This is a genomic window from Litoribrevibacter albus, assembly GCF_030159995.1.
GTDB classification, from domain to species: Bacteria; Pseudomonadota; Gammaproteobacteria; order Pseudomonadales; family Litoribrevibacteraceae; genus Litoribrevibacter; species Litoribrevibacter albus.
On record NZ_BSNM01000026.1, the window covers coordinates 59,846 to 84,854 of the forward strand.

The 25,009-nt window shown below is 45.8% G+C and carries 21 protein-coding genes and 1 tRNA gene; 8 read left to right on the forward strand and 14 right to left on the reverse strand.

From position 1 onward, the window contains the following. Positions 1 to 28: 28 nt before the first annotated feature. Positions 29 to 1,828: an acyl-CoA dehydrogenase C-terminal domain-containing protein gene (locus tag QQL66_RS19010; protein WP_284383653.1), complete on the forward strand. Its 1,800-nt coding sequence runs from the start codon at positions 29 to 31 to the stop codon at positions 1,826 to 1,828. 109 nt (positions 1,829 to 1,937) lie between these two features. Here QQL66_RS19010 and QQL66_RS19015 read toward each other — a convergent pair whose 3' ends face one another. Next, a complete protein-coding gene (locus QQL66_RS19015) occupies positions 1,938 to 2,612 on the reverse strand; it encodes an endonuclease (protein ID WP_284383654.1) in 675 nt (224 codons plus the stop codon). A 214-nt stretch (positions 2,613 to 2,826) separates the two neighbouring features. Continuing rightward, positions 2,827 to 3,312, reverse strand: coding sequence for a DUF4442 domain-containing protein (locus tag QQL66_RS19020; protein WP_284383655.1), 486 nt, complete (start codon positions 3,310 to 3,312; stop codon positions 2,827 to 2,829). Positions 3,313 to 3,553: 241 nt separating this feature from the next. On the opposite strand from QQL66_RS19020, the gene QQL66_RS19025 reads away from it, so the two are divergent. Further along, positions 3,554 to 4,465 carry a LysR family transcriptional regulator gene (locus tag QQL66_RS19025; protein WP_284383657.1) on the forward strand — a complete coding sequence of 304 codons (912 nt, stop codon included), beginning with the start codon at positions 3,554 to 3,556 and terminating at the stop codon, positions 4,463 to 4,465. Positions 4,466 to 4,762: 297 nt separating this feature from the next. Here QQL66_RS19025 and QQL66_RS19030 read toward each other — a convergent pair whose 3' ends face one another. Continuing rightward, on the reverse strand, positions 4,763 to 5,743 hold the full coding sequence (locus QQL66_RS19030) for a YbgA family protein (RefSeq protein ID WP_284383658.1): 981 nt from the start codon (positions 5,741 to 5,743) through the stop codon (positions 4,763 to 4,765). Positions 5,744 to 5,860: 117 nt separating this feature from the next. Here QQL66_RS19030 and QQL66_RS19035 point away from each other — a divergent pair, with 117 nt between their 5' ends. From QQL66_RS19035 to QQL66_RS19045, 3 genes are all read left to right on the forward strand, one after another. After that, a complete protein-coding gene (locus QQL66_RS19035) occupies positions 5,861 to 6,775 on the forward strand; it encodes a TIGR01777 family oxidoreductase (protein ID WP_284383659.1) in 915 nt (304 codons plus the stop codon). Positions 6,776 to 6,836: 61 nt separating this feature from the next. Beyond that, entirely contained in the window at positions 6,837 to 7,811 is a 975-nt protein-coding gene (gene hemH / locus QQL66_RS19040) for a ferrochelatase (RefSeq protein WP_284383660.1), read from the forward strand. Then, on the forward strand, positions 7,789 to 8,604 hold the full coding sequence (locus QQL66_RS19045; RefSeq protein ID WP_284383662.1) for a hypothetical protein: 816 nt from the start codon (positions 7,789 to 7,791) through the stop codon (positions 8,602 to 8,604). The genes hemH and QQL66_RS19045 overlap by 23 nt, the downstream gene beginning before the upstream one ends. A 28-nt stretch (positions 8,605 to 8,632) precedes the next feature. On the opposite strand, the gene QQL66_RS19050 is transcribed toward QQL66_RS19045, so the two are convergent. Next, complete coding sequence (locus tag QQL66_RS19050) at positions 8,633 to 8,872, reverse strand: hypothetical protein (protein WP_284383663.1); 240 nt, start codon at positions 8,870 to 8,872, stop codon at positions 8,633 to 8,635. A gap of 194 nt (positions 8,873 to 9,066) precedes the next feature. Between QQL66_RS19050 and QQL66_RS19055 the strand changes: the two genes are divergently transcribed. Beyond that, the gene (locus QQL66_RS19055) at positions 9,067 to 9,429 is read left to right on the forward strand and encodes a histidine triad nucleotide-binding protein (protein ID WP_284383664.1); all 363 of its coding nucleotides are present in this window, start codon (positions 9,067 to 9,069) and stop codon (positions 9,427 to 9,429) included. Positions 9,430 to 9,564: 135 nt separating this feature from the next. Here QQL66_RS19055 and QQL66_RS19060 read toward each other — a convergent pair whose 3' ends face one another. The 3 genes from QQL66_RS19060 to QQL66_RS19070 form a co-directional block, all read right to left on the reverse strand. Further along, on the reverse strand, positions 9,565 to 11,043 hold the full coding sequence (locus tag QQL66_RS19060) for a GGDEF domain-containing protein (protein ID WP_284383665.1): 1,479 nt from the start codon (positions 11,041 to 11,043) through the stop codon (positions 9,565 to 9,567). Between the two features lie 76 nt (positions 11,044 to 11,119). Then, on the reverse strand, positions 11,120 to 14,248 hold the full coding sequence (locus tag QQL66_RS19065; RefSeq protein ID WP_284383666.1) for an efflux RND transporter permease subunit: 3,129 nt from the start codon (positions 14,246 to 14,248) through the stop codon (positions 11,120 to 11,122). Then, positions 14,249 to 15,340, reverse strand: coding sequence for an efflux RND transporter periplasmic adaptor subunit (locus QQL66_RS19070; RefSeq protein ID WP_284383667.1), 1,092 nt, complete (start codon positions 15,338 to 15,340; stop codon positions 14,249 to 14,251). A 241-nt stretch (positions 15,341 to 15,581) separates the two neighbouring features. Between QQL66_RS19070 and QQL66_RS19075 the strand changes: the two genes are divergently transcribed. Next, a complete protein-coding gene (locus QQL66_RS19075) occupies positions 15,582 to 16,841 on the forward strand; it encodes a methyl-accepting chemotaxis protein (protein ID WP_284383668.1) in 1,260 nt (419 codons plus the stop codon). A gap of 22 nt (positions 16,842 to 16,863) precedes the next feature. Here QQL66_RS19075 and QQL66_RS19080 read toward each other — a convergent pair whose 3' ends face one another. The 6 genes from QQL66_RS19080 to rpsU form a co-directional block, all read right to left on the reverse strand. Then, complete coding sequence (locus QQL66_RS19080; RefSeq protein WP_284383669.1) at positions 16,864 to 17,427, reverse strand: DUF4136 domain-containing protein; 564 nt, start codon at positions 17,425 to 17,427, stop codon at positions 16,864 to 16,866. A 193-nt stretch (positions 17,428 to 17,620) separates the two neighbouring features. Continuing rightward, positions 17,621 to 17,697 (reverse strand) — tRNA-Ile (locus QQL66_RS19085). A gap of 87 nt (positions 17,698 to 17,784) precedes the next feature. Further along, complete coding sequence (gene rpoD / locus QQL66_RS19090; protein WP_284383670.1) at positions 17,785 to 19,632, reverse strand: RNA polymerase sigma factor RpoD; 1,848 nt, start codon at positions 19,630 to 19,632, stop codon at positions 17,785 to 17,787. Between the two features lie 236 nt (positions 19,633 to 19,868). Continuing rightward, positions 19,869 to 21,875 carry a DNA primase gene (gene dnaG, locus QQL66_RS19095; RefSeq protein ID WP_284383671.1) on the reverse strand — a complete coding sequence of 669 codons (2,007 nt, stop codon included), beginning with the start codon at positions 21,873 to 21,875 and terminating at the stop codon, positions 19,869 to 19,871. A gap of 72 nt (positions 21,876 to 21,947) precedes the next feature. Beyond that, positions 21,948 to 22,412, reverse strand: coding sequence for a GatB/YqeY domain-containing protein (locus QQL66_RS19100; RefSeq protein ID WP_284383672.1), 465 nt, complete (start codon positions 22,410 to 22,412; stop codon positions 21,948 to 21,950). A 160-nt stretch (positions 22,413 to 22,572) separates the two neighbouring features. Next, complete coding sequence (rpsU, locus tag QQL66_RS19105; RefSeq protein WP_284383673.1) at positions 22,573 to 22,788, reverse strand: 30S ribosomal protein S21; 216 nt, start codon at positions 22,786 to 22,788, stop codon at positions 22,573 to 22,575. Between the two features lie 297 nt (positions 22,789 to 23,085). Between rpsU and tsaD the strand changes: the two genes are divergently transcribed. Next, entirely contained in the window at positions 23,086 to 24,114 is a 1,029-nt protein-coding gene (gene tsaD, locus QQL66_RS19110; RefSeq protein WP_284383675.1) for a tRNA (adenosine(37)-N6)-threonylcarbamoyltransferase complex transferase subunit TsaD, read from the forward strand. A gap of 8 nt (positions 24,115 to 24,122) precedes the next feature. On the opposite strand, the gene QQL66_RS19115 is transcribed toward tsaD, so the two are convergent. Beyond that, a complete protein-coding gene (locus QQL66_RS19115) occupies positions 24,123 to 24,959 on the reverse strand; it encodes a substrate-binding periplasmic protein (RefSeq protein ID WP_284383677.1) in 837 nt (278 codons plus the stop codon). Positions 24,960 to 25,009: the final 50 nt, after the last annotated feature.

Consider the following 25,009-nt stretch of genomic DNA (forward strand, 5'->3'; position numbering starts at 1 on the left):
AAAGCGAACCACAAAGCTGGAGAATAAAATGGCTGAATATAAAGCGCCTTTGCGTGATATGCAGTTCCTTCTTAAGGATGTGTTTGAAGCAGATAAACTATGGGCTCGTTTGCCTGGTGTTGCAGATGTTGTTGATCCTGACACCGCAGATGCCATTCTTGAAGAAGCGGCAAAGATTGCAAACGAAGTGCTGGCTCCTCTAAACCGTGAAGCTGATGAGCAGGGTTCTAAGTGGGAAGACGGAAAAGTTACTCCTCCTGAAGGTTTTGCTGAAGCGTATCAGACTTACATTGAAGGTGGCTGGAATGGTCTTGGTGGTAACCCAGAATTTGGTGGTATGGGTATGCCTAAGACGCTTGTTGGTCAATTCGAAGAAATGATTCAAGGTTCTTGTATGTCGTTTGGTCTTGCACCAATGTTGACTGCAGGTTCATGTCTTTCAATCAATGCGCACGCTAGCCAGGAATTGAAAGAGAAATACCTTCCAAACATGTACTCAGGCGTTTGGTCTGGTGCGATGGACTTGACTGAGCCGCACTCAGGTACGGATTTGGGTATCATCCGCACGAAAGCTGAGCCAAATGGCGACGGTTCTTTCAACATCACAGGTACCAAGATCTTCATCACCTGGGGTGAGCATGACATGGCTGAGAACATCATTCATTTGGTGTTGGCTAAGCTTCCTGATGCACCGAAAGGTCCTAAAGGGATTTCTCTATTCCTAGTACCTAAGTTCCTAGTAAACGATGACGGTTCATTGGGTGAGCGTAACGACTTCTCTTGTGGTTCTATCGAGAAGAAGATGGGTATTAAAGGTTCTGCTACTTGTGTAATGAACTACGACGGCGCGAAAGGCTGGTTAGTTGGTGAAGAGAACCAAGGTCTGGCATGTATGTTCACTATGATGAACTACGAGCGTCTTGCGGTAGGTATCCAAGGTATCGGTGCTGCTGAAGCGTCTTACCAGAGTGCTGTTGAGTATGCGCGTGATCGTCTACAGAGCCGTTCACCAAAAGGTGCTCAGAGCCCGGATAAAGTGGCTGACCCTATCATTGTTCACCCAGACGTTCGCCGTATGCTTCTAACCATGAAGGCATATACTGAAGCGGGTCGTGCATTCTCTACTTACACCTCTACTTGGTTGGATCGTGCTAAGTTCACTGAAGATGCTGATGAGAAGAAACTAGCTGACGCGATGGTTGCTCTTCTAACGCCAGTTGCTAAGGCATTCTTGTCTGATAAAGCGCTTGAGTCTGCAATCGCAGGTCAGCAAGTGTTTGGTGGTCATGGCTTCATCCGTGAGTGGGGTCAAGAGCAGCACGTTCGTGACATCCGTATTACTCAGATTTATGAAGGTGCGAACGGCATTCAGGCGCTAGACCTTATGGGTCGTAAGATCGCTATGAACGGCGGTTCTATCTACAAGCTGTTCTCTGACGAGATGAAAGCATTCGCTGCTGAAAACGAAGGTGATGCGGCAATGGCTGAGTTCATCGAGCCGTTGAAAACTGCAATTGAGAACCTTGATGGCCTAACTGCTCACGTTCTTGAAGCTGCACAGTCTGATGTTCATGAGATTGGTTCTGCGTCTGTAGAATATCTACATGTGTTTGGTCTGACTGCTTACGCTTACATGTGGGCTAAGATGGTTAAAGTGTCTCAGGCGAAAATCGCTGAAGGTGATACTTCTGGCTTCTATGACTCAAAAGTATCTACTGCACGTTTCTACTTCAAGCGTCTACTTCCAACTTACGAAGGTCTAACATCTTCTGTTAAGAATGGTGCTGAAGTATTGTTTGAATTGGACGAAGACAAGTTTGTTTTCTAAGTCGATTTCGAACTAATAAAAAAAGCTCGCTTCGGCGAGCTTTTTTTATGGGGCTTGATCCGTCCTGAAATGAATTTGGTAAAAAGTGGAAGCTTGTATTCAGCCGTACTTATTTATTCACTTTCATTTCAATATCTTTTACCGCATGTGGGTTGTCGATGAAGCGGTTACGATTACCCTGGATTTTTTCTACAAGAATATTTCTGTCTCTTTCAGCCTGATCAACCGGATCTTTTTCATTCCATTCCATCAGCATATAAACGCCATCAAGGATAGGAAGGTCATAAGCATCGTGCATGTAGAAAATGATACGAGCGATATTACCTTTAATATCGTCAGCGGGTTCGACGGTTTGGAAATTAGACTTGTAGGAACAGTTTAAATTCGGGAACTGATCTTTACTGCTAGGAAGCTCTGCGTAGCGGGAATTACGTCGGTTTAATTCTACTCTTGGCGTTACCGGGTAGATGTTGTGTAAGTCCGATGCTGCAAACTTATAATCTGTGTTCGATCTTCTACAGCGGCTTTTGGTCCCACAGTTGTAGAAATCAATCATTAGTTGTGTGTTATAAACATGCCCGGCAATGATTCGACGTGTTTTACCTTCAAATGGCTGCTTGCAGAAAAATGATTCTCCGCCTTGGCTGTAGATTTCATCCCAGAAGATATCGTTACTTGCTTTTTTCGGGTCATCGATTTTTGTCTGGCCATCGGCAACAGAATGCAGCGAAGTAAAGATACCTAACGTGATCAGACAGGCGCTTTTTAGGCCTAGGTAATTCATTGACTTCAATCCCAATCGAACGTTTATTATTGTTAGAACTGAGAACAGTGTAACAGCCTTGCTACAATTTTAAAGATCTAAGGAATAATTATTTGACACTAATATTAAATTATGTCAGACGTTTGTTTGAATGTGTCAAAGTGTAAGAAAAAAGGACTAGATTTATCATTGTGTAACGAGTCAGGAGGCAGGGCACCTCCTGAGTTTTTGTCGATTAGCTGCGCTTTTTAGGTACCCAAGCCCAGATCATTTCGCATTCTACAGGCTCTTTATTGTCTTCGTCTGTTACTGTGATTTTGACGCTGACTTCGCCCTTATCCTGATTGATCATCAACTGACGCTCGGCTTCAGATAATTCAGCAACGGCCGTTAAGTTACCTTTAGCACGACGAACATAGTTCAAGTTCATTGATTTGATTAGCAGTAACTTGTCGTCAGGGCAGTTCATTCCGCACAGGAAGCCTGTTGCAGACTCAGCCAATAGTGCCATTGCCGCTGCATGAACGCCTTTAATGTGGTTTTGAACGCGTTTTTTATTCTTTAATACAAGTACACTACGTTCTTGGCCTAATTCTTCGATTTGGATACCAGAAGTACCAGCGAAAGGAATTACACGCCCAAAAAACATGGATAGAGTTTTGCCTTTAAGTGGTGATGGCAACTTGTTGATGTTAGAAACAATGGTAAGTAATTGACTCATAGTATTAATTCTCTCTGATTGATTGCACGCATTTTATACTGATTTGGTGAAGGTAAAAAAGTTGATATGTCACCAATCTTTTTAAAAATGGATAATTTACTCTAAAATCAGTGGATAATGATTTAGTTGAATTGCTATTTAGCAATTTTTTAATAGATATCTTGTGCTAAAGTATGTCTAAGACAGTAATGACTTACTTTTAAGATAATAAAAACAATGCCTTTAAGCCGGAACCTAGAAGATGGATCTTAACGATTTTCTAATTTTCACCCGAGTTGTAGATTGTGGCAGCCTCACAGCCGCTGGTCGTGAGCTCAATATGCCGAAATCTACGATCAGTCGTCGTATTACTCAGTTGGAAGAGCGCTTAGCCGTACGTCTGTTAGATCGTACTACACGTCATCTCAAGCTAACTGAGATTGGTGAGCGTTATTACGGGCATTGTCAGAGAATTCTTCGTGAAATAGAAGAGGCCGAAGCCAGTCTTTCCGATCTCCAACAAAAACCGCAAGGTCGATTGAATATATCTACGCCAGTTGAGTTTGGTATGTACTACATGGGCGGCTTGGTCTCGTCGTTTATGGATAAGTACCCGGAGATTCAGTGTCGTGTGGATTTATCCGGTCGAGCAACGGATTTGCTGGAAGATGACATTGATATTGCCCTGAAGATTGGTGATTTACCTGATTCAAACTTTGTGGCAACCCGTTTAGGGGTGTTGTCCCGTGGTATCTATGTAAGCCCTGAATACATTGAGCGTAATGGTCCGTTAGACACGCACGAGCAGTTGATTGAATCAAACTGTATCGTCATGCAGCAAAGCCAGCATCTACCCTGGAACCTGCTGGACCCTCAAGGTGTACCGGTACAGGCGCGAGTAAAAGGAAGCCTGGTTGCAAATAACATCACCTTTATTCGGGATGCGGTTATTGGTGGTTTAGGAGTTGGGTTACTGCCTGTGGATATTACGGCGAAGGCCGTACAGGATGGCAAGCTGATCAGCGTGCTTGAAGAATATACGGTACCACCTTCCACACTTCATGCTGTTTACCTTTCTCGTCGCTATGTGCCGCCAAAAATCACGGCGTTCATTAACCATTTGAAAGAAAATCTGGCAATGGCTGCGTTTGAAGCGATTGAAAATATCACCTGATTTCAAAAAAGTGACGAAAATTTGAACAATTAAAGGCGCTTTACTGGCGCCTTTTTTGACTTTGTAACTTTATGTTTCATGTAATGGAACTGTCAGTTCGAATATAGGGGCTTTTAAAAGATTTTTAGCTGGCTATAGTAGTTACTAGTCTGTTTCGAGATGCTCTCGCATCCGGTTGATAGGCTAGGCTATTCAATCCTTTTGTTAGGCAGTACCAGACACGGAACATGTCTGTCGTTGTTGGCCCTAAACAGTAAGTTTAGGGCTTTTTTTTTGCCTGTAATTTGATGATCCCTTCTAAATACCGTTTCTTAGCCCTAAATTGTGTGGATAAGGTTGCAAGTACAGTTGCTGCTCTATGTAGTCATTACCAATTTTTCGGGTGTAGTGTTGAAGTAGCGTAATAGGCACTACAAGGGGCACGATGCCCAATCGGTAATCATTTATGACCTGAGTTAACTCTTGTTGCTCAATCGCGCTGAGCTTGCCTTTGAAATAGCCTCGAATGTGGAGCAGGGTGTTGGTATGTGTTTTCTTCGTGGCCCGCTTCTCAAGATGTGTCATTAACAATTGAATATAATCATGGGCAATGTCTTCAAGGGGACGACTTTTTAAGTCAGATAGTAATTTGCCGGTTTCTTTATAGCCTTTAACTGAATGAGCCATGAGCTGGTATTTGATGCGCTGATGGAAGTTAATCAGGCCCTTAGAGGTTAGCCCTTGTTGAATAAATAAACGCCAGTGATGATATACAAACACTCGCACCAGGAAGTTTTCCAGTAATACCGGATCGTGTAAGCGGCCCTCTTCCTCCACCGGGATTAAAGGGTGTTGTTCTTTAAAGGCGTTTGCAAAGATCCCGGCACTGCTGTTTTGGGCGTAGCCATTGTCGGCATAGACCTTAACTCTGAACACTCCACAGCTGGGCGATTTCTGCATAAAGATGTAGCCGCTGAGGTGATCCAGCTCTTTGACTCGTTGAGCGCTATAGTTCGCAAGTGCATCTGTGACGTCAATGCGGTTGTCTTTGGTTTCAACAATGCGTTGTGTTTGATCGTCCCCAACCATTCTCAGAGTCCGTCTGGGAACGCCTAATCCTGCACCTAATTCAGGACAGCTAGGAACATAATCAAAGTACTGACCGAGTTGTTCGGTGCATAGCTTTGAGTGTTTGTGTCCACCATCAAATCTAACCTTGTCGCCTAACAAGCACTGGCTGATGCCAACAGGGATCTTGTGTGTTAACTGACCGTTATTCGAAATGTTTGGGCTGAACATGATCTGGTTCCTCGTACATTGAATGTCAGGTGATCTAAATCGCATTTGATTAGGTATAACCAAATATTCGCACTAGGCTTTTTTAATATACGACGCTTCGTCAAAAGAGGATCACTTATGCGTGTACTGGTGACAGGCGGTACTGGGTTTGTTGGTAAGGCTTTGGTCAAGGCGCTTATTAATCAAAATTATCAAGTAACGATTGTGACACGGCAGGAGCCGTCAAAGGTTGAATGGTTAGGCAACAGTTCGGATCAAGTAGCCTGGTTGGTCTGGGACTTTTCTCATAGCGGTGATGCTCCTTCTATACAAGCGCAGGACGTTGTGATCAATCTTGCGGGAGAGGGGATTGCTGATAAGCGTTGGACGGAGTCGAGAAAACGATCACTTCGTCAGAGTCGAATTGATTTCACCAATAACTTAATTCAGTGGGTGAGAAGCCAGTCTTGGAAGCCCTCTCATTGGCTAAATGCCTCTGCCATAGGTATTTACGGGACTGGCTCTGAGGTCTTTACTGAAGATGATAGAGCTGGTGACGACTTTGCTGCTCAGTTGTGTGAGGATTGGGAGGCCGTGGTAACTGATCAGATAGACTGGCCGTGTCGAACGGTGTTGATGCGCTTTGGTGTTGTTCTGGGCCATGGAGGGATGCTTAAAAAATTGAAGCCCTCCTTTGTGATGGGCATGGGGGCAACGTTAGGAACGGGCGAGCAAGGCTTCACGTGGATTCATATGGAAGATCTGCTCAGAGCTATTTTGTGGTTGTTGGATCATCCTGAAATCGATGGGTCGTTGAATTTGACGGCTCCTGCGTCAGTTACTAATGCGGAGTTTACTGAGGCGCTGGCTCATTCGCTTCATCGACCCGCCTGGCTGATGATGCCTCCTTTTGTCTTGAAGTTAATGTTTGGTGAAATGGCTGAAACACTTTTGCTTTCAGGTCAACGGGTTTATCCGAAAAGGCTTGAGCAGGAAGGCTTTACTTTCAAATACCCTGACATAAACACTGCGTTGAATAATTTATTCCGGTAATATTCGTCCAGTTTGAGAGAGTGTTGCACTTATTATCTGAATATAGGGAAACGTTAAAACTATGAGCAAAAAAGTGGGCGTGTTGTTAATCAATCTCGGAACCCCTGAACAGCCTACCCCTCAATCCGTCAGACAATTTCTCGCGGAGTTTTTATCGGATCGTCGAGTTGTTGATATCCCTAAACTGCTTTGGATGGTGATTTTGCATGGCGTTATTTTACGCATTCGTCCAAAGAAAGTAGCTAAGCTTTACCAAAGCATTTGGTTTGATGATGGTTCTCCATTGATGCATTACAGTCGTAAGCAGCAACGGGCGTTACAGCAAGCGCTGGCAGGCCAGGACATTCCGGTGGAGTTGGCGATGACTTATGGTAATCCCTCTATGGTGGATGCGGGTAAGTCGCTGGCTAAACAGGGCGTCGAGCACATCATTGCGTTGCCTTTGTATCCTCAGAATTCTCGTACTTCTACGGCTGCGGCGTTTGATAGTTTGGCGCGTGGATTGGCCAAGTGTCCTCATGTCCCGGGCTTAACCTGGATCAGTGATTACCATGATCATCCTGAATATATTGCCGCCTTGGCTGCATCAGTTGAAGAGTACTGGAAAGCATTCGGCCGTGGAGATCACCTGTTGATGTCATTCCACGGGATTCCTGAGCGTCTTGAGCGCATAGGTGATCCTTATCCGAAACAGTGTCGAACGACGGCTAAGTTACTGGCAGAGAAACTAGGTTTGTCGTCTGACCAATGGCAGGAAGCGTTTCAATCGCGCTTTGGCCGCGAAGAATGGGTCAAACCCTACACCGATGCAACGCTGGTAGCCTGGGGGCAGAAAGGCATGGGGCGTGTGGATGTGGTTGCGCCGAGTTTCTCTGTTGATTGCCTGGAAACTCTGGAAGAAATTCAGATTCAAAATAAAGAAATTTACCTCGAAGCGGGTGGTAAAGATTACCACTACATCCCAGCGTTGAATGCAGACCCGCGTCATATTGAATTCCTGGCCAGGTTGGTGAATGAGTATTTGCCGTTCAAATAGCGCTATGATGTGGCGCATTCTCGTGATCATTAGCTGTGGGATTTGTTCTCTGTTGTGGGGGCTTCCTGCTGCTATGGCCTTTCAATCCTCTCAGCCCTCTCAATCAACCCAGAATACAGCTGATCATTTATGGCATATCGTGGGGACGGGGTATCGACCTGGCACGCAAGAGGTGCTTTTTTATGAGTACCACCGTCTTAGCTTTGACGAACAAGGGTCGATTCAAACGAGACATGTTGAATATCGATTGCCTGATCACACCTTGAAGAGTGTTAAAACGATTGATTATTCTTCTGGTAATTCATGGACTCCGAGCTTTAGTTACGAAGATCTGCAAGCGGGCTACCGTGTCGGTGTGGAGGTAGATGCCGGTTTCGGGCGTTTGTATCGGGAATCGAAAGGTGAAGCTTATGAAGAAACTCGTTTGTCGATCAGTGAGCTAACGGTCATTGATGCAGGGTTTGATGCCTTTATTCAGAAAGTCTGGCCGCGCTTGACGCAAAAAGAAGACGTGTTGTTTTCGATTTTTGCGCCGCTTAAATTGGATCAGTACGATTTTTCTATAAGAATGGTTCAGCGGGTAGAAAACCAGTGTCACCTTGAAATGTCACTCGATTGGTGGCCTGTGGAGTTGTTCATATCACCGGTACAGTTGGAATACGATTGTGATACGCAGCGATTACTGAGGTATCAGGGGATTACCAATTTACGGGATAACAACCTCGATCAATATACAGTAGATATTCACTATCAGTGGTTCAGTGATTATCTGCCGTTCCGGGTTACCGAGTGAGGCGTATAAGCCGGGGTCGCTTTGCTGTTTAGCGGCCGTCCATGATTGCAAAGGTTAAGAATAATGAAGCAAACCCTATCGCAATAACGGAACCTAGTGTGGGTACGGCCATCATTGCACCAGAGGCAAATAACCATAATGTACGTACACGGCCTTCTCGTTTCCTGCGAAGAATAACTCTCTGATTACCGTGAGCAATGGGTTCCCATTCACAATCGACTAGATAGTTCCTAAGGGTATAGATCAGCAGTAGTAGTGTTTTGGTCATATTATCACCCAAGAGTTGTGTTAATCGGGCTTGGTTGATCTCGTACAGAAAATTTCAGTCAGCTCTTAAAATCTAGTTCTCCTTGAGATTGCGTGCTATGTTAATGCTCGTTGTTAATTGTTTTCACTGGGTTTTATTTTCCTAAGTGACTCTCATCTCTTGTATTTTTAATTGTACAAATATTGGAAAACAGCATGTCAGAAACCATCTTTACCAAGATCATTAATCGAGAAATTCCTGCGGATATTATTTACGAAGATGATCTCGCGTTAGCTTTTAAGGACATTAACCCTCAGGCGCCGGTGCACTTTTTGGTGATTCCTAAGAAAGTTATTCCGACCATTAATGCCATTGAGCCTGAAGATCGCGAAATCGTTGGCCACTTATACACAGTTGCCGCTAAAATTGCTCAAGAGATGGAATTTGCAGAAGATGGTTATCGTGCGGTGATGAACTGCAATGAGCATGGTGGTCAGACTGTGTACCACATTCACTTGCATGTGTTGGCCGGAAAGCCAATGGGCTGGCCGCCGTACACTGAGAAACTGAAAGTATAGGTTCTTTCAGTTAGTATCGGTTCTTTCAGTTAGTATCGGTTCTTTCAGTTAGTATCTAAAAGCGCTTGTGTATAGGGGGTCTATATGACGAGCGTCAGGCCGCAGTCTCATGCGGCCTGAAATCATTCTGCTGTTCTATCCTACTTCCACTCGATTTCGACCATTTTGTTTTGCTTTATAAAGGAAGTTATCGGTACGTTTGAACAGCTCTGTGAGCGGCTCTTTCGGTTGTCTTAGTGATATGCCAATGGAGATGGTTATTCCTTCGGGAATGTGTTCTTTAATGATCTCAATTTGCGAAGCTAACTCACGTAATCGATTCGCAAAGGCTTCCAATTGTTCAAGGTTGTCACCTTCCGTGATGATGACAAATTCTTCTCCGCCAAAACGATAGACCAGGTCCGATTCACGGCAATAGGCTTTTAGATGTTCCGCCAGGGCCTTCAATACTAAGTCACCAATTGCGTGGCCATAGGTATCATTCACCGATTTAAACTTATCGACATCGATAATCATTAAACCAAAGTGCTGGATTTTTTCCCGGTCGTGCAGATGAAGGCGTGGTGGAACAAACAGGTTGTAGTGTTGACGATTGTTCAGCTTGGTTAATTCATCGGTAAAAGTAAGTTCACGGATTCTGAAGTGATAAGCAATAAATTTATGGAGTACGGCGCAAACGACCAAAATCAGGAGCATGTTCGTCAGTGTTTCTGAAATTTCCTTGTAGAGAATATCTATTTCCTGATCAATCGGGATCATGAACAGCAAAGACCATCGATCCGAAATGGGCGCTTCACTTAGCAGGGCTTTCTCATGAATTGCGCCATCCAGTTGATAGTAGGGGATGTTGAATTCTCTGTTTGGACTGAGCTTTAATATTTTATCCGGCTGGAAAGCTTCCAGGTTTTTAAGGGGTTTCCCGGAAGGCGTTTTAAACAGCTCGGTATTGGTTAATTCTAAACGCACCTTCTCTGTGGTGTTGGTTAAGAAATGAAATCCTGCCAAATAATGTTTATTCACTAATAGCAGTTCGGTGTTGCGAATCTTTAGTAGCGGGAACCAGGTAATGTCATGGGCAATTACGATTTGGCCGACAGGGTGATCCCCCTCTTTAACCAAAATGCTCGAGAGCAAGCTGGGTTGCTCACTGGCGATGTCATAGTAGATATCCCAGGCAAAGCCTTGTCTGTTGGTGCGATTGAACAGGGGGCGATGTGATAAGGAGTTATTTTGTATGAGGCTGAAGTTCTTTGAGGAACGGTAAAGAATCTCTCCTTCAATGGTGGTAATCACTGAGATTTGGCTGTGAGTGCTTTTTAACAACTGTGAGTAGTCGGAAAGCTCGGCATCAGATGGCGCTTCTCGGCGTTTCATCAAATTAATCAAATCTGTTTGTTTTGCGAGTAAACGACTGCTTAATTCAATGCGCTTGATAACTTCGCGGGATTTATGTTCTGTAATTTCGGAGAATACTTGCAGATTATGGTTGAGATCCAGGGTGGACTTGGCTTTGCCCTTTGAGAACTCGATGATTTCATTTGTACCATGCAGGACAACAAGGGTGATACCCAAGAGCCATAATAGAGCTAACCAGGTTTTCTTGTGGATTTTCATTAGTATTGGTACTTATTCCGTTAGCAAAAGGCCCTCAATTGAGGGCCTTAGTGATAATCAATTAACTGTTTACTGATTATAGATGGGATAAGTGCCGATACTGTATTCGATAAAGTATTGTATAGAGCACCGGAATCACAATCAGTGTTAACACGGTGGCGAATCCTAAACCAAAAATGATAACCACCGCCATACTTTCGAAGAAGGCATCGAACAATAGGGGGATCATTCCTAGCATGGTGGTAATGGCGGCCATGCTGACAGGTCGTACACGGCTGACTGCAGACATAAATACGGCTTGATAGGGCTCGATGCCGTTAGCCAGTTCAGTATTGATTTGATCCACCAGAACAATGCCGTTCTTCACGATCATTCCCGATAAGCTCAGCATCCCCAATAGCGCCATAAAGCCAAAGGCTTTGCCGGTCAGAAGGAAACCGATAACAATACCGATCATGGCGAGCGGTACGCAGGCCCAGATAATAATGGGGGTACGTACGGCACTGAACAACAGAATGGTGACAATGAACATTAACAAATAGCCCATTGGCAGTGCCCCAAATAATGCGCCTTTCGCTTTTCCGGAGCTCTCGAATTCTCCCCCCCAGGTGAGGTGATACCCTTGTGGTAGTTCGATGGCTTCAATTTTGGGGCGTAATCGACTGAACACTTGTGCTGCGGTTTCGTTGCCTAAAATATTCGGGTCTGCCTGAATTGTCAGTGTGCGTTTACGATCCCGCCTGTGGATAACTTGATCTTCCCATTCTGTATTGAAGTCAGAAACAACTTGGGAGATGGCGACATAGTTATTGGTGATAGGGCTCCACACCTGTAAATTCGGTAAGCTGTTCACCGTTTGACGCTGATGATCAGGCAAGCGCACCTCGATAGGTAACAGGTCTGTTCCGTCCCGATACAAGCCAATCGGGGACCCGACGAAGCTCATCAACAGCAGTTGATCAAGATCGGACTTGTTAATACCCAGCTTACGAGCACGGGCCTCGGAGAACTCAGGTCGAATGACTTTGGCCCGGTTACGCCAGTCATGGCGAATGTAGCTCGCGCCAGGGTCCTGGTACATGATCTCTTCAACCTGAACCGCCAGCCGGCGAAGTACATCCGGGTCTGCACCAGTTAAACGGGCTTCAATCTTGGCATCATCAGAAGGGCCCAGCATCAGGCGCTTAAACTTCACTTGTGCATCCGGAAAATGATCATCGAAGTAGCTGGTCAGTTCCGCGATGAAGGGTTGTATGTCTTCCAGGCTGTCCGTTCGGATGATCAGTTGGGCATAGTTGCTGTACTGCTTTTCGGGCGAGTAAGTCAAAATAAAGCGCTGTGCCCCTTTGCCCACCGTTGCTGTCACATGCTGCACAAACTCTTTTTGTAAAATGTATTGTTCTGCCTGCTGGATATCGTAATGGGTATCTCGAATATCCGTGCCTTGTGGCTTCCAGTAATCGATCAGGAAAATCGGGGTGGTTGATGGTGGGAAGAACGACTGCTTAATGTTCGCAAAGCCTACAATGCTACCCGCCAAGGCGATCACCATCACAATCATGGTCGGTACTCGGTGCCTCATTGAGAAGTCCAACAAGGTTTTGTAACCGGTAAAAAAGGCTCCTTGATAGGGATCGTGTTCCGGCGCTTGATATTGCCCGTTTTCGTCTGCGTCTTGCTCAGGTGTTTCATGTGTATTTTGTGATTGAAGCGAGTCCTTGGACTGATCTTTGAACAAAAAATCGGCCAGGAACGGGGTAATGGTAATGGCGGTAATCCAGCTTAGGAAAAGTGAAATCGACAGCACGTAGAATAAGGTCTGACAGAACTCACCCGTGGCATCGTCCGAGGTGCCAATTGGTGCGAAGGCGAGAATGGCAATGATGGTCGCACCAAGCAAAGGCCAGACGGTTTGCTTGATGATCGCTTGCGCGGAACTCAGTGTGGATTGCCCCTTTTGTCGACCGATCAAAATGCCTTCAGTGACGACAATGGCGTTATCTACCAGCATACCTAAGGCAATGATCAGAGCCCCGAGGGAGATGCGTTGCAGATCAATCACAAACACCTTCATAAAAATGAAGGTGCCAAGCACGGTGAGGAACAAGACGGTGCCGATTAGCAGGCCACTCTTGAACCCCATAAACAGTAGGAGTACGACGATAACGATTACCACGGCTTCGGCCAGGTTCAGTACGAAATCACTGATCGAGCGGGAGACTTCGTCAGGCTGAAAGTACATGGTATCGATTTCAATGCCGATAGGGCGATAGCCTTCGAGCTCATTCAAACGGGCACGGAGCGTCTCTCCAACGCTGACAACATTGACACCGGATGCGAAGGAAACTCCCACGTTGATCGCAGGTTGCCCATTAAAACGAACAATGTTGGTGGGAATTTCATCGTAACCGCGTTCTACCGTGGCAACATCCCCCAGGTAAATCAGGTTTTGAGCACCTTGTTCACTGATCAGCAGGTTTTCTAATTGATCTACCGACTCAAACTCACCGGTCGGGTGCAGTCGAATATTTTCCTGTCCTACATGGATGGAACCAGCATTGGATACGGAGTTTTGGTTGCCAACGATGCTGTAGATCCGCTGTAGCGAAATTCCCAATGAGGCCAGCTTGTTCTTGTCGATATTGATGAATACTTTTTCCGGTTGAATACCGGCAACGCTGACTTTGCCGACGCCATCGACCAACACCAACTCGCGCTTCAAAAAGTCCACGTAGTCACTAAGTTCTTTTTGGCTGTAGCCTTCCCCTGTGATATTGAACATGATGCCGTAGACATCCCCGAAATCGTCATTAACTAATGGGGTTTTGACACCGGGCGGTAAATTACGGCTGGCGTCTTTCACTTTTCGGCGCAACTCATCCCAGATTTGGGGAAGGTAGTTGGCGTCGTATTTGTCTTTAATGGTGACAGTAATTTGAGATAAGCCGGGCGTGGATATAGACGTAATCTCATCCACGTAGGCGAGTTGTTGAATGGCGTTTTCCAGCAGATAGGTGACTTCTTCTTCCACTTGTTGAGGGGAGGCCCCTGGGTAGCGGGTGACAACGATGGCGTCCTTGATGGTGAATTCAGGGTCTTCTAACCTGCCTAACTCATCGAAGGATAAAATACCGCCAATGAGCAGAATTAACGTAACCAGCCAACTGGTGACTTTGTTGTTGATGAAATAGCCTGCAGTATCCATTTACAGTCCTCGCTCTCGTTCCCACGGACGAACCTGCATTCCTTCTTTAATGTTGGTTACTCCGGCCGTTACTATGATGTCTCCCGGTTTCAAGCCTCCGAAGACTTCTATGCCAGCGCTGGTGAGCTGACCCACCTGGACTTCTGCGAGGTGTGCGGTGTGGTTGTCAGGATCAATCTTCCACACATTACGAACTTTGCTGTCGGCTGTTTGGGTGTCGTAAGAGAACACCGCACTGGACGGGATCTGGTAATCCGGTAATACCGCTGTTGAGATAATCCGCATGTCCATCGCGACATTGGCTGTCATGCCGGGCAGAACGTTGAAATCGGTGGGCATTTCCATTTCGAGTTGGACTTCGTAACTCAAGGTCTGTGGGTCTGCTTCTGTGCTGTGTTCTTTATAACTGGCGAGGTAAGTGTTACCAGGATTCGCATCAAAAGTGATGACCGGTTGGTAATCGCGCGCCTCGGTATTTAAATGGGCGATCATGGACTCCGGTAGTTGAAAACTGATGGTTAATACGTTGTCCGACTGCAAGTGCAGAATGACTTGTTGCGCTTGAATGTTCTGATGATTCTCTACTAAGACCTTTGATACGACACCGGCAAACGGGGCGGTTAACTTGGTGTAGGCCAAATCTTGTTTAGCCAGATCGAGTGCCGACTTGGTCGATAGGTATTGTGCTTTCTTTTGATCGACGGTCGAAATGGCGACCAATTTCTTTTCCAGCATTTTTTTGAAGCGATTGTATTCCACCTTGGCTAAATCAAAGCGCGCCTGACGGTCATCTACCTGAAGTTGATAATCGGTAGGGTCGAGTTGTGCGAGCAGTTGCCCTTTCTCCACCTTTTGTCCGGCTTTAACGGGCAGCTTTTTCAATTCACCGGCGACTCGAAAGGCCAATACCGACTGGTCACTGGCTTCCACTTCTCCTGGAAAGTTGCGAATAGAAGCACTGTTGGCTTCACCGAGCATCAGTAATTTGGCTGGTCGAATGATGTCCTTTTTGACAGGAATTTCTTTGTCACAACCCACGAGCAGAGTGAGCGGGATCATTAACCCAAATAAAAGGCGAATCGACGGTTTCATTTAAAGCCTCACAGCAGATTGGATTCAACAGAATGTGCACATTAACTGTAGAGGAAGGATAGGAATTCATAAACTCAATTTATTAACCATTCTGGCCTATTCTTATGGAATTGGTTTGTTTCTGCTGGTGTAAATAACCCTTTAATAAATAAGGTTTTATCGGGGGAATTGTTTTGGTGATGAACTAAAGGCTTCTGGCAAACAAGCGATAACTAAAGAAATACAGTAGAAGGTTCTTTATATGAATCGTGTGGTTTCTATTTATCTTTTTTTACCTATTGTTGGTGTGTGGAGTGCACTCGTTATCTTGATCAGTCTGTATCAGCCTGGCCTGATCTGGAGTGGATTACTGATGCTGGTGGCTATTGCCATTACCGGATGGGTTCTCTGGCAATCCGTTTCCCGCTCGTTAGAGCGTGTTTCGAATCTTTATCAATTGGATAACGCCGATAAGCTGTTCGATTTCACTTGGCACTTAAATCCTGATGATGTGTCTCCCTTATATCGGGATATGGCGAATAAAGTAAACGATAAAGCGTCTCAGGCAGACGAGCTAATCGGAAACATTAATCAATCGGTGGTACGTCTGATTCCTATGTCTCAGGAGCTCAGTGAAACCTACAGTAATCTCTCTCAAAAAGCCGTTATTCAAGCGAAGAATGGTTTGTGTATCAGTGAGGTAGTGCATCGTCTGGTGGACATCAATGAGAAGGTAAGTCATGACGTTGCTGGCATCATGGACGACCTTCAATCCGGACAGGAGACGGCTGAATCTGCTCAGTCGTCAGTGGACTCCTCGGTAAAAAGCATTCATCAGTTGTCGGAAGTCATGGACGATGCCGGGCATCAAATAGCTCAGTTGAAAGAGCATGGCGAGGGCATTGTCGCTATTCTGGATGTGATTAACTCTATTGCGGAGCAAACCAATTTACTGGCGCTCAATGCGGCCATTGAGGCGGCTCGTGCCGGTGAGGCCGGCCGTGGCTTTGCTGTGGTTGCGGATGAAGTGCGCGGCTTGGCTGAACGCACTTATGCGTCCACGGTTGAAGTCAAAGACATGATTGAGTTGATTCAGTCCATTACTCAAAAAGTTGTGGTGAGTATGGAGCAAGGGCGGAGTGTAACTGAGGAAGCGGTTGAGAAAACCACGCATTCCCGTGATGAGCTGTACAAGATTACCGGTATTGTGGAACAGGTAAACGCCAGCGCAGGAAGAGTGCGTGCTGAGCTGGAAGAGCAGAAGAGCTATTCCGATGAGACTAACAGTTCGGTCGAAAGTCTCATTTCCCTAAATTCAGATGCACTTGAGAGTACCCGAATGCAAGCCGTCTCCTCGGATGACCTATATAAACTGTGTCATACCATTGAAGGGATGCTGCAAAATTTTGTAGTCAGTGAGCGGGAATACAGTAGGGCTAAACGGAAAGGGCGGAAAAAAGACATCATTGTAGAGGCCAGCAATACTGCCTCCATAGGTGATAATGATGTGGAACTGTTTTAGCTAACGTTCCACATCAGCGTTCTTACTGTTTGGAAGGGATGGTGTGATTCATTCGACGAGATAAGCGATCAATGTGCTGATTAATGTCTTTCATTGAATCGTGCTCGATATCCTGACTATTAAAGGTGACTTCGTAAGCAGGTGTTTGAGTATCGTCTTGGAAAATCGTTAGCGTAAAACGCGCACTATAAGACATTTGAGAGGTTCCCATATCCGCTCTTTGTTTGGTAATGCCTGAATCTCTGGAAAAGCTGATGGAGGCTTCTGAAACGTCTGGTTGCTCGACCACCACCATAGGTTTGATCTTATAGTCGTAATCGACGTACAAATCAGCAGATGAATCAGTCAACTGATATCCTTTTTTCGACATCAACTCATCGACCGAAGCACGAACTCTTTGATCTACTCTATAGGCTTTGGTGTCTCCGGTAGTACGTTCTGGAATTGGCTTAGAGCGCCATGCATAGCTGGTGGCCTGAGTAAATGCTTCTTCACTTTTTAGCTCTGAAGTTACCGAAAACAATGAACAAGCGGTGAGGCTGAGTAACGTGGTGACAAGGGATATTCCCATCAAAACTTTTTTCATTAGATTCAATCCGTTAAGTCGTTAACTTCATATAGTGTAATCCTTGGAGTACGGAAGTATGAAGTGTTTTTGGAAATAATTGTGGGCTGATGGCTTGGAAGTTATTTAGATGACCTATGAGGAAGCTAATAGCTTTCTAGGTATCGAGAAAGGTGATTTCTATTTGTCTTTATGGAGAAAAATCTTCGGAAAATGGTGGGCCTGCACGGACTTGAACCGTGGACCTATCGATTATGAGTCGAGTGCTCTAACCAGCTGAGCTACAGGCCCTTCTTCCTTGATAGACGAGACGTGCTATCGAAATGTGCGCGACATTATACCGAGTAGATATATGTCGCGCTACACTTTTGACGAGTTTTATTCGTCTAAGAAACCGCGTAGATGTTCTGAGCGGCTTGGGTGGCGAAGCTTGCGAAGTGCTTTGGCTTCGATCTGACGAATACGCTCACGCGTTACGTCGAATTGCTTACCAACTTCTTCCAGGGTGTGATCGGTGTTCATGTTGATACCGAAACGCATGCGAAGCACTTTCGCTTCACGAGCAGTCAGACCAGAAAGAACTTCTTTGGTTGCTTCAGATAGACCATCGCTTGTCGCTGTATCCACAGGCGAGCTGATGTTAACGTCTTCAATAAAGTCACCAAGATGCGAATCTTCATCGTCACCCACCGGGGTTTCCATGGAGATAGGTTCTTTAGCAATTTTAAGCACCTTACGAATTTTATCTTCCGGCATGTCCATGCGCTCTGCCAATTCTTCTGGTGTCGCTTCGCGACCCATTTCCTGAAGCATTTGGCGAGAGATACGGTTCAACTTGTTGATCGTTTCGATCATGTGAACCGGAATACGAATGGTACGTGCCTGGTCTGCAATCGAACGAGTGATCGCCTGACGAATCCACCAAGTCGCGTAAGTAGAGAACTTGTAACCACGGCGGTATTCGAACTTATCAACGGCTTTCATCAAACCGATGTTACCTTCCTGGATCAGATCAAGGAATTGAAGGCCACGGTTGGTGTACTTCTTGGCAATCGAAATCACAAGACGAAGGTTCGCTTCGACCATTTCTTTCTTCGCACGACGCGCTTTGGCTTCGCCAATCGACATGCGACGGTTGATTTCTTTAATTTCAGGAATGGTCAGACTGGTGGATTCTTCGATTTCCTTCAGTTTGCGCTGAGCGCGAACGATCTCAATACGGTAAACCTCAAGCATTTGCGAGAAAGGCTCATCCGCATCGATGTGGCTTTGAATCCAATCCAGATTTACTTCATTGCCCGGGAATTCTTTAATGAACGTTTTGCGTGGCATTTTTGCTTTACGGATACAAAGATCCATAACCGCTTTTTCTTGACGACGGATGTTGTCAAGGGTGCCACGAACTGTTTCAACACCAAAGTCATAGTACTTAGGTGTTAGCTTGATTGGTGCGAAGATTTCACTTGCTTTAAGAAGCGCTTCACTGGCTTCTTTACTGCTTCGGCCACCTTTTTCGGCTGCTGCAAGGAACGCTGTCCATGCGGTTTCTAACTCAGAGAAACGCTCTTTAGCAACTTCAGGGTCAGGGCCTTTGATTTCTTCGTCTTCTGATGAGTCGTCATTGTCATCATCGTCGTCGCTTTCATCGTCATCGACTTCGCTTGGTTCAGCTTCAGGGCTGTCACTCGCGACTGCAACGGTTTCGTCGTCAGCCAATGGGTCAATAAAGCCACTGAAGATGTCACTGATGCGACCTTCTTCACTTTCCAGGGCTTCCTTGAAATCGGCAATAACGGTATCCACGATGCCAGGGAAGTAGGCAACCGCAGACATGGTTTCTCTTAAGCCTTCTTCGATACGCTTGGCGATGACAATTTCGCCTTCACGTGTCAGAAGCTCAACCGTACCCATTTCACGCATGTACATACGAACGGGGTCAGTTGTTCGTGTACCGTCGCTTTCTACAGCAGCAAGTGCAGCAGCAGCTTCCTCGGCGGCAGCTTCGTCTGATGAGACTTCACCCATCAAAAGGGAATCAGCATCTGGTGCAGTTTCAACAACAGTGATTCCCATGTCGTTGATCATGCGGATGATATCTTCGACCTGATCTGGATCTGAGATATCCTCGGGCAAGTGATCGTTTACTTCTGCGTAAGTAAGATAACCTTGCTCTTTACCGCGTGTAATAAGCTCTTTTAGACTCGATTGTTGGGACTTCTCGGACATATCCTGCCTGTAAAAAATCGATGAAGATGGAGAACACGAAAGCGAACAATTTTAGCACATAAAATGTACTTGTTCCATAAAGTAACTTGGGGTTGTTACCTAAAAAAACAACACTTCATTGAAAACTTCCTTCTTTTCACTAAATATGCTGGGCATGTTCAGTTGATTCGTACCGATAGTATTTAAGACACAAGTTTGATTGAAAGATTCGAAAATAACTTGGTCAATACCTGCCTTTAGGTTGAAGACTTATTCTTGGGGGCTGCCTTTTTTTTAGATTGCCACTGAAAATATAGACGGATTTCGTCTGATGTCGCGCTTCTGTTATCAATTTTTTCTTTAATTGAGAGCATTTTTAATGTTTCTTGCTCCTCAATGAGTTTTTTAATGGTGCTTTCCAGTTCGCTGACCAGGTTGATATTTTCAAAATGCGGCGGATTAGCTAAGGCGTTTTCCAGAAGAGGAAAGTGCTCGGAATCTTGAAAGAAACCGGTTAATTGGCCTGTACTTACCGGGCCGGATGTACTTTTTAAGTGATGTAGGATTTCACTTAAGAGTGCTTCCTGATGGGTGTTTGCACTGAACTGGAATGATTGTTCGGACAGCTCTGCGCTCAGACCAGGGTTATGCACAATCAGGCGTAATGCTTTGTTGGCTAATTTGCTTTCGAGTGCAGTAGAGGGTGATGATTCGCTGGCTTGGTAATACTCTTCAATGCCAGGTTCGTAATCTGAGTAACCGTCTGGAATGTCATTACTTGAGTAGTAATCATCAAATTCTGGGGCTGCGTGATGTGTTTCGGCCTCGTTGGTAGTAAACGAGGTTTTGGCACCAAAGGGTGTTTTGGTATCAAACGATGACTTTGAGGTTGTTTTATCGCCTTTGGTTTTGCCTGATGTTTTGCTTGGTGCCTTGTTGGCGGCAGGTTTGGTCGTCGTTAATTGTTTGTTTAGCGTGTCTTCGGTTAAACCAGTACGACGTGCCAGCTCTTGCGTAAGGAGATTGCGGATGAAGTCCCCTGGTACTTGCTGAATCATTGGCATGGCTTCTTTGGCCATGCGAGCTTTGCCTTCCAGTGTGGAGGTGTCTTCAAATTGACTAAACAGAAATTGATCCACGCTTTTGGCGTTTTCTAACGCCTGATCAAAGGCTGCCTTGCCGCCGGCAGACACCAGTGTGTCAGGGTCTTCTCCATCATCCAGAAACAGGAAGCTGACTTCACGGCCATCGATAAGCTGGCTTAACGAATGCTCTAGTGCTTTTTTGGCTGCTTTCAAACCGGCGGAATCGCCATCAAAACAAAACACAATGTGTGAGGTTTGTTTAAATAGAAGGCGCACGTGGTCTTCGGTAAGAGCAGTTCCTAAGCAGGCAACGGCATTGTGAATGTTGTGTTGCGCCAGGGCGATCACATCCATATAGCCTTCTACTACAACTAATTGTTTTGGGTGGCGATCGTGTTTACGTGTCTGTTGTAGCCCGTAAAGGGTTTGGCTCTTATGGAAAATCGGTGTTTCTGGTGAGTTGTAGTATTTGGGTTTCTCGTCTTTTGCCAGTACCCGTCCGCCAAACGCGATGGTGCGCCCGCTGGTATCAATGATAGGGAAAATGATGCGGTCACGGAATCGATCGTAGTAGTCGTCGGGCTTTTGCTCTTTTTCTGCAAGAAGACCGGCGATTGAAAGCAGTTGGCGGGTGTCTTTATCGGTGCCGAGTGCTTTAAGTAGGTTATCCCATCCGGCCGGTGCAAATCCGAGTTGGAACGCTTTGGCGGTATGGCCAGTCATGCCACGCCCTTTGAGATAGTTGACGGCTCTTTGTTTGGTCGGATGTTGCCTGAGCTGTTGTTGGAAATAGGTGTTGGCCTTTTCCATTAACTCATAGAGCTTTTGCTTTTGTTCTTTGTCTTTTTGATATTTTTCCTGGCTTTGGCGAGAGCTTTCTTCTCTTGGTACTTCCATGCCAAGCATGCCAGCCATGGTTTCGATGGCTTCAACGAAATCGAGGCGGTCATGCTCAATCAAAAAGGTCAGGGCGTTGCCGCTAGCACCGCAGCCAAAGCAATGATACAGCTGCTTGCTTTCGCTGACGCTAAATGATGGGCTTTTTTCGTTGTGAAACGGACATAAGCCCACGTGGTTGCTGCCGGTTTTTTTGAGCTTGATTCTGTTACCGATGAGCTCTACTAAATCAGTGCGAGCGACAACGTCATCGATAAATTGCTCAGGAATGCGTCCGGCCATAGGGTGCTAATGCTGCTTATTTAAAAGAAAATTGCGTAACGTGAATTACGATAGAGAGTAACGTAATTCCGCTTATTGTAGAGCAGCTTTAACCAATTGGCTGACTTGGCCCATGTCGGCTTTGCCTACCACTTGGGGTTTGATGACACCCATCAATTTACCCATGTCTTGCATGCCGGCTGCACCGGTATCTGCTTTGGCTTTGGCGATGATCTCGTTAAGCTCTTCTTCGGTCAGTTGCGCTGGTAAGAACTCAGACAGGATACCAACTTCCAGAATTTCTTGATCGTATAGGTCTTGGCGATCTGCGTCTTTATATTGGCTGGCTGCGTCTTTGCGTTGCTTGATCATTTTGTCGATGGTCGCGATGGCGCGAGTATCATCAATAATCGCATCACGCTCCATGCCTTCGTCTACACGGATTTGTTTGAATGCCGCTTGTGCACCGCGTAGTACAGTAAGACGAGCTTTGTCTTTTGAACGCATTGCCTCTTTCACGGCAGCTTTGATTTTATCTTCCAGTAATTCACCTGACATGATGGTCTCCTTGGCCGAGCTGGCGCAGACTGTATAAAAGAAATTTGGAAAGGGGGAGGGTTGTACAGAAATTCCCCAGAGAGCTTATAGTTTCTGTGGCCCAGAAACAACAAAAGAAGCCGAAGCTTCTTTTGTACTGGTCACTGCAATAAGTTCAAGCTTAGTAGAGGCGCTCGAAACGCTTCTGTTCGCGCTGAACTTTTTTAGCGTGACGCTTAACTGCTGCTGCTAGCTTGCGCTTGCGAACAGAAGTTGGCTTTTCGTAGAATTCGCGACGACGTACTTCAGAAAGAACGCCCGCTTTCTCGCAAGAACGCTTGAAACGGCGCAATGCGATGTCAAATGGTTCGTTTTCTTTAACTTTTACCGCTGGCATCAATAATTACCTATTGTTGTGTGACCAGTTATAACTTTCGTCTTGTTTGCGCTTCACAAATCAAAACGATAGTGTCAATTCGTGAGGCCGCACATTCTAAATACGTTGTAGAAAAAAGTAAATCCCTATTTAGTCATTTAAATGGAATTATCCACACATTATAGAGAAGTCAGTTTATTGGTCAATTTTTGTTCGTTATGGCTCTGCTGGGCTACCCAATTGAAGTCGGAATCATTAAACTAGCCGCCGTTTGTATTTCCCCTTTAGATTAATGTAAGCGAATTGGCTGGAGTAGGTATGTTGGTACTCGGTATTGAGACATCGTGTGATGAAACGGGCGTGGCTCTGTATGACTCAGAGAAAGGTCTGTTGGCGGATGCCTTATACAGTCAGATCGATATGCATAACGAATACGGTGGAGTGGTGCCTGAGCTGGCATCGCGAGATCACGTTAAAAAATTATTGCCGCTGATTCAGGCGACCTTGGATCAAGCTGAGGTTACTTCTGAACAGGTGGATGCGATTGCCTTTACCAAAGGCCCGGGGTTGGTTGGTGCGTTAATGGTGGGAACCATGACGGCTCGAGCCATTGCTTTTGCCTGGGGAATTCCCGCGTTAGGTGTGCATCATATGGAAGGTCACTTGTTGGCTCCTATGTTGGAAGATACGCCGCCAACGTTTCCGTTTGTGGCCTTGTTGGTGTCCGGTGGACATACTCAGCTGGTACAGGTTGAGGGCATCGGCCAATACCAGTTGTTGGGTGAATCTCTGGATGATGCGGCAGGCGAAGCCTTTGATAAGGCGGCGAAGATGATGAATCTGCCGTATCCGGGTGGACCGCATATCGCGAAATTAGCGAGTCAGGGAACGCCTGGGCGGTTTACCTTTCCACGCCCGATGGTGGATCGTCCTGGTTTGGATTTCAGTTTCAGTGGTCTGAAAACCTATACCCTAAATACCGTTCAAGCTTTGGAAAAAGAGCAGGGCGAGCTTTCGGATCAAGATAAAGCGGACATTGCTCATGCCTTCCAGGAAGCAGTGGTCGAAACATTAGCCATTAAATGTCGTCGTGCGCTAGAACAAACCGGTATGAAACAACTGGTTATGGCGGGTGGCGTATCGGCGAACATTCGTTTACGTGAAAAGTTAGAGCAAGCGTTGGCAAAAGTCGGCGGCCAGGTATTCTATGCGCGTCCTCAGTTTTGTACTGACAACGGTGCCATGATTGCGTTTGCCGGGCTACAGCGATTACAAGCCGGTCAACAAGATGATTTGGCGGTGAAGCCGGTAGCTCGTTGGCCATTGACCGAATTGCCTGCGATATAACGGGTTTGTTATTTTCGGATGTGTGCTTCTTCTGTCCCTTGCCATTTGTTGGTAATACGAAGAAATGTTCCGTTTTCGATAATACGTCGTTTGCCTTCATCAAAGTCGGTCAGAAGCTGTTTGCCGTGGGGATGATTTTTTGCGGTAACAGCGTATTCATCTGTTGAATCAAAGACCGGTAACTGCTTGAAGCGTTGTTTTTTATTAGCCTGTTTTAGTGCGTAATCAAAGTTAAGTTTGTAACCAGCCAGGCCGTCCACATGACCGTGATCAAGCATGTAAAAACCCTGCAGAATTTCATTGATCTCGTACTTTACAATCCGATCTCGGGTTTGCCATTTCGGCCCATAGTTCCAGCCCCGTAAGACGCCAATGAGTAAACCATCCAAGGAATCAAGCCCGTTCCAGACCAGTGTCGAACTGGGTTTAACGTAGATCAAAAATTCAACATGATTAATCGGTTCATGGGAATACTGGAAAAATTGAGTGCGCTCTTCGTTGAATCCGGTTGGAAATAAAATATCGAGATTGCCTTTCTTTACTTCATCGAACGCGCGTGGCCAGGGATAGACATGCAGTTCAATGGTGTACCCCATTTCGTGGAAACTCTCTCGCAGAATATCCAAGCTGTAGCCTTGCAGTCGTTCTGAGTCCTGGCCTGGTGGGAGTATCTCCTGCAGTAACAGTTTTGCATTAGGTTTATCGAAATTAAAAGGCGGGTTATGTGTTGAGGTTGCCACAGTTACACGCTTTTCCATAGCGTTAACCAAACCATGAGCATCAGCTAATACGCTGCTGCACCACCAACAGAAGAGTACGATTATCAGATTGCGCACAAGTTTCATTTTCCAATGCCTATCTGGGGGTAAGTGAGGACGAGTCATAAATATCCGCA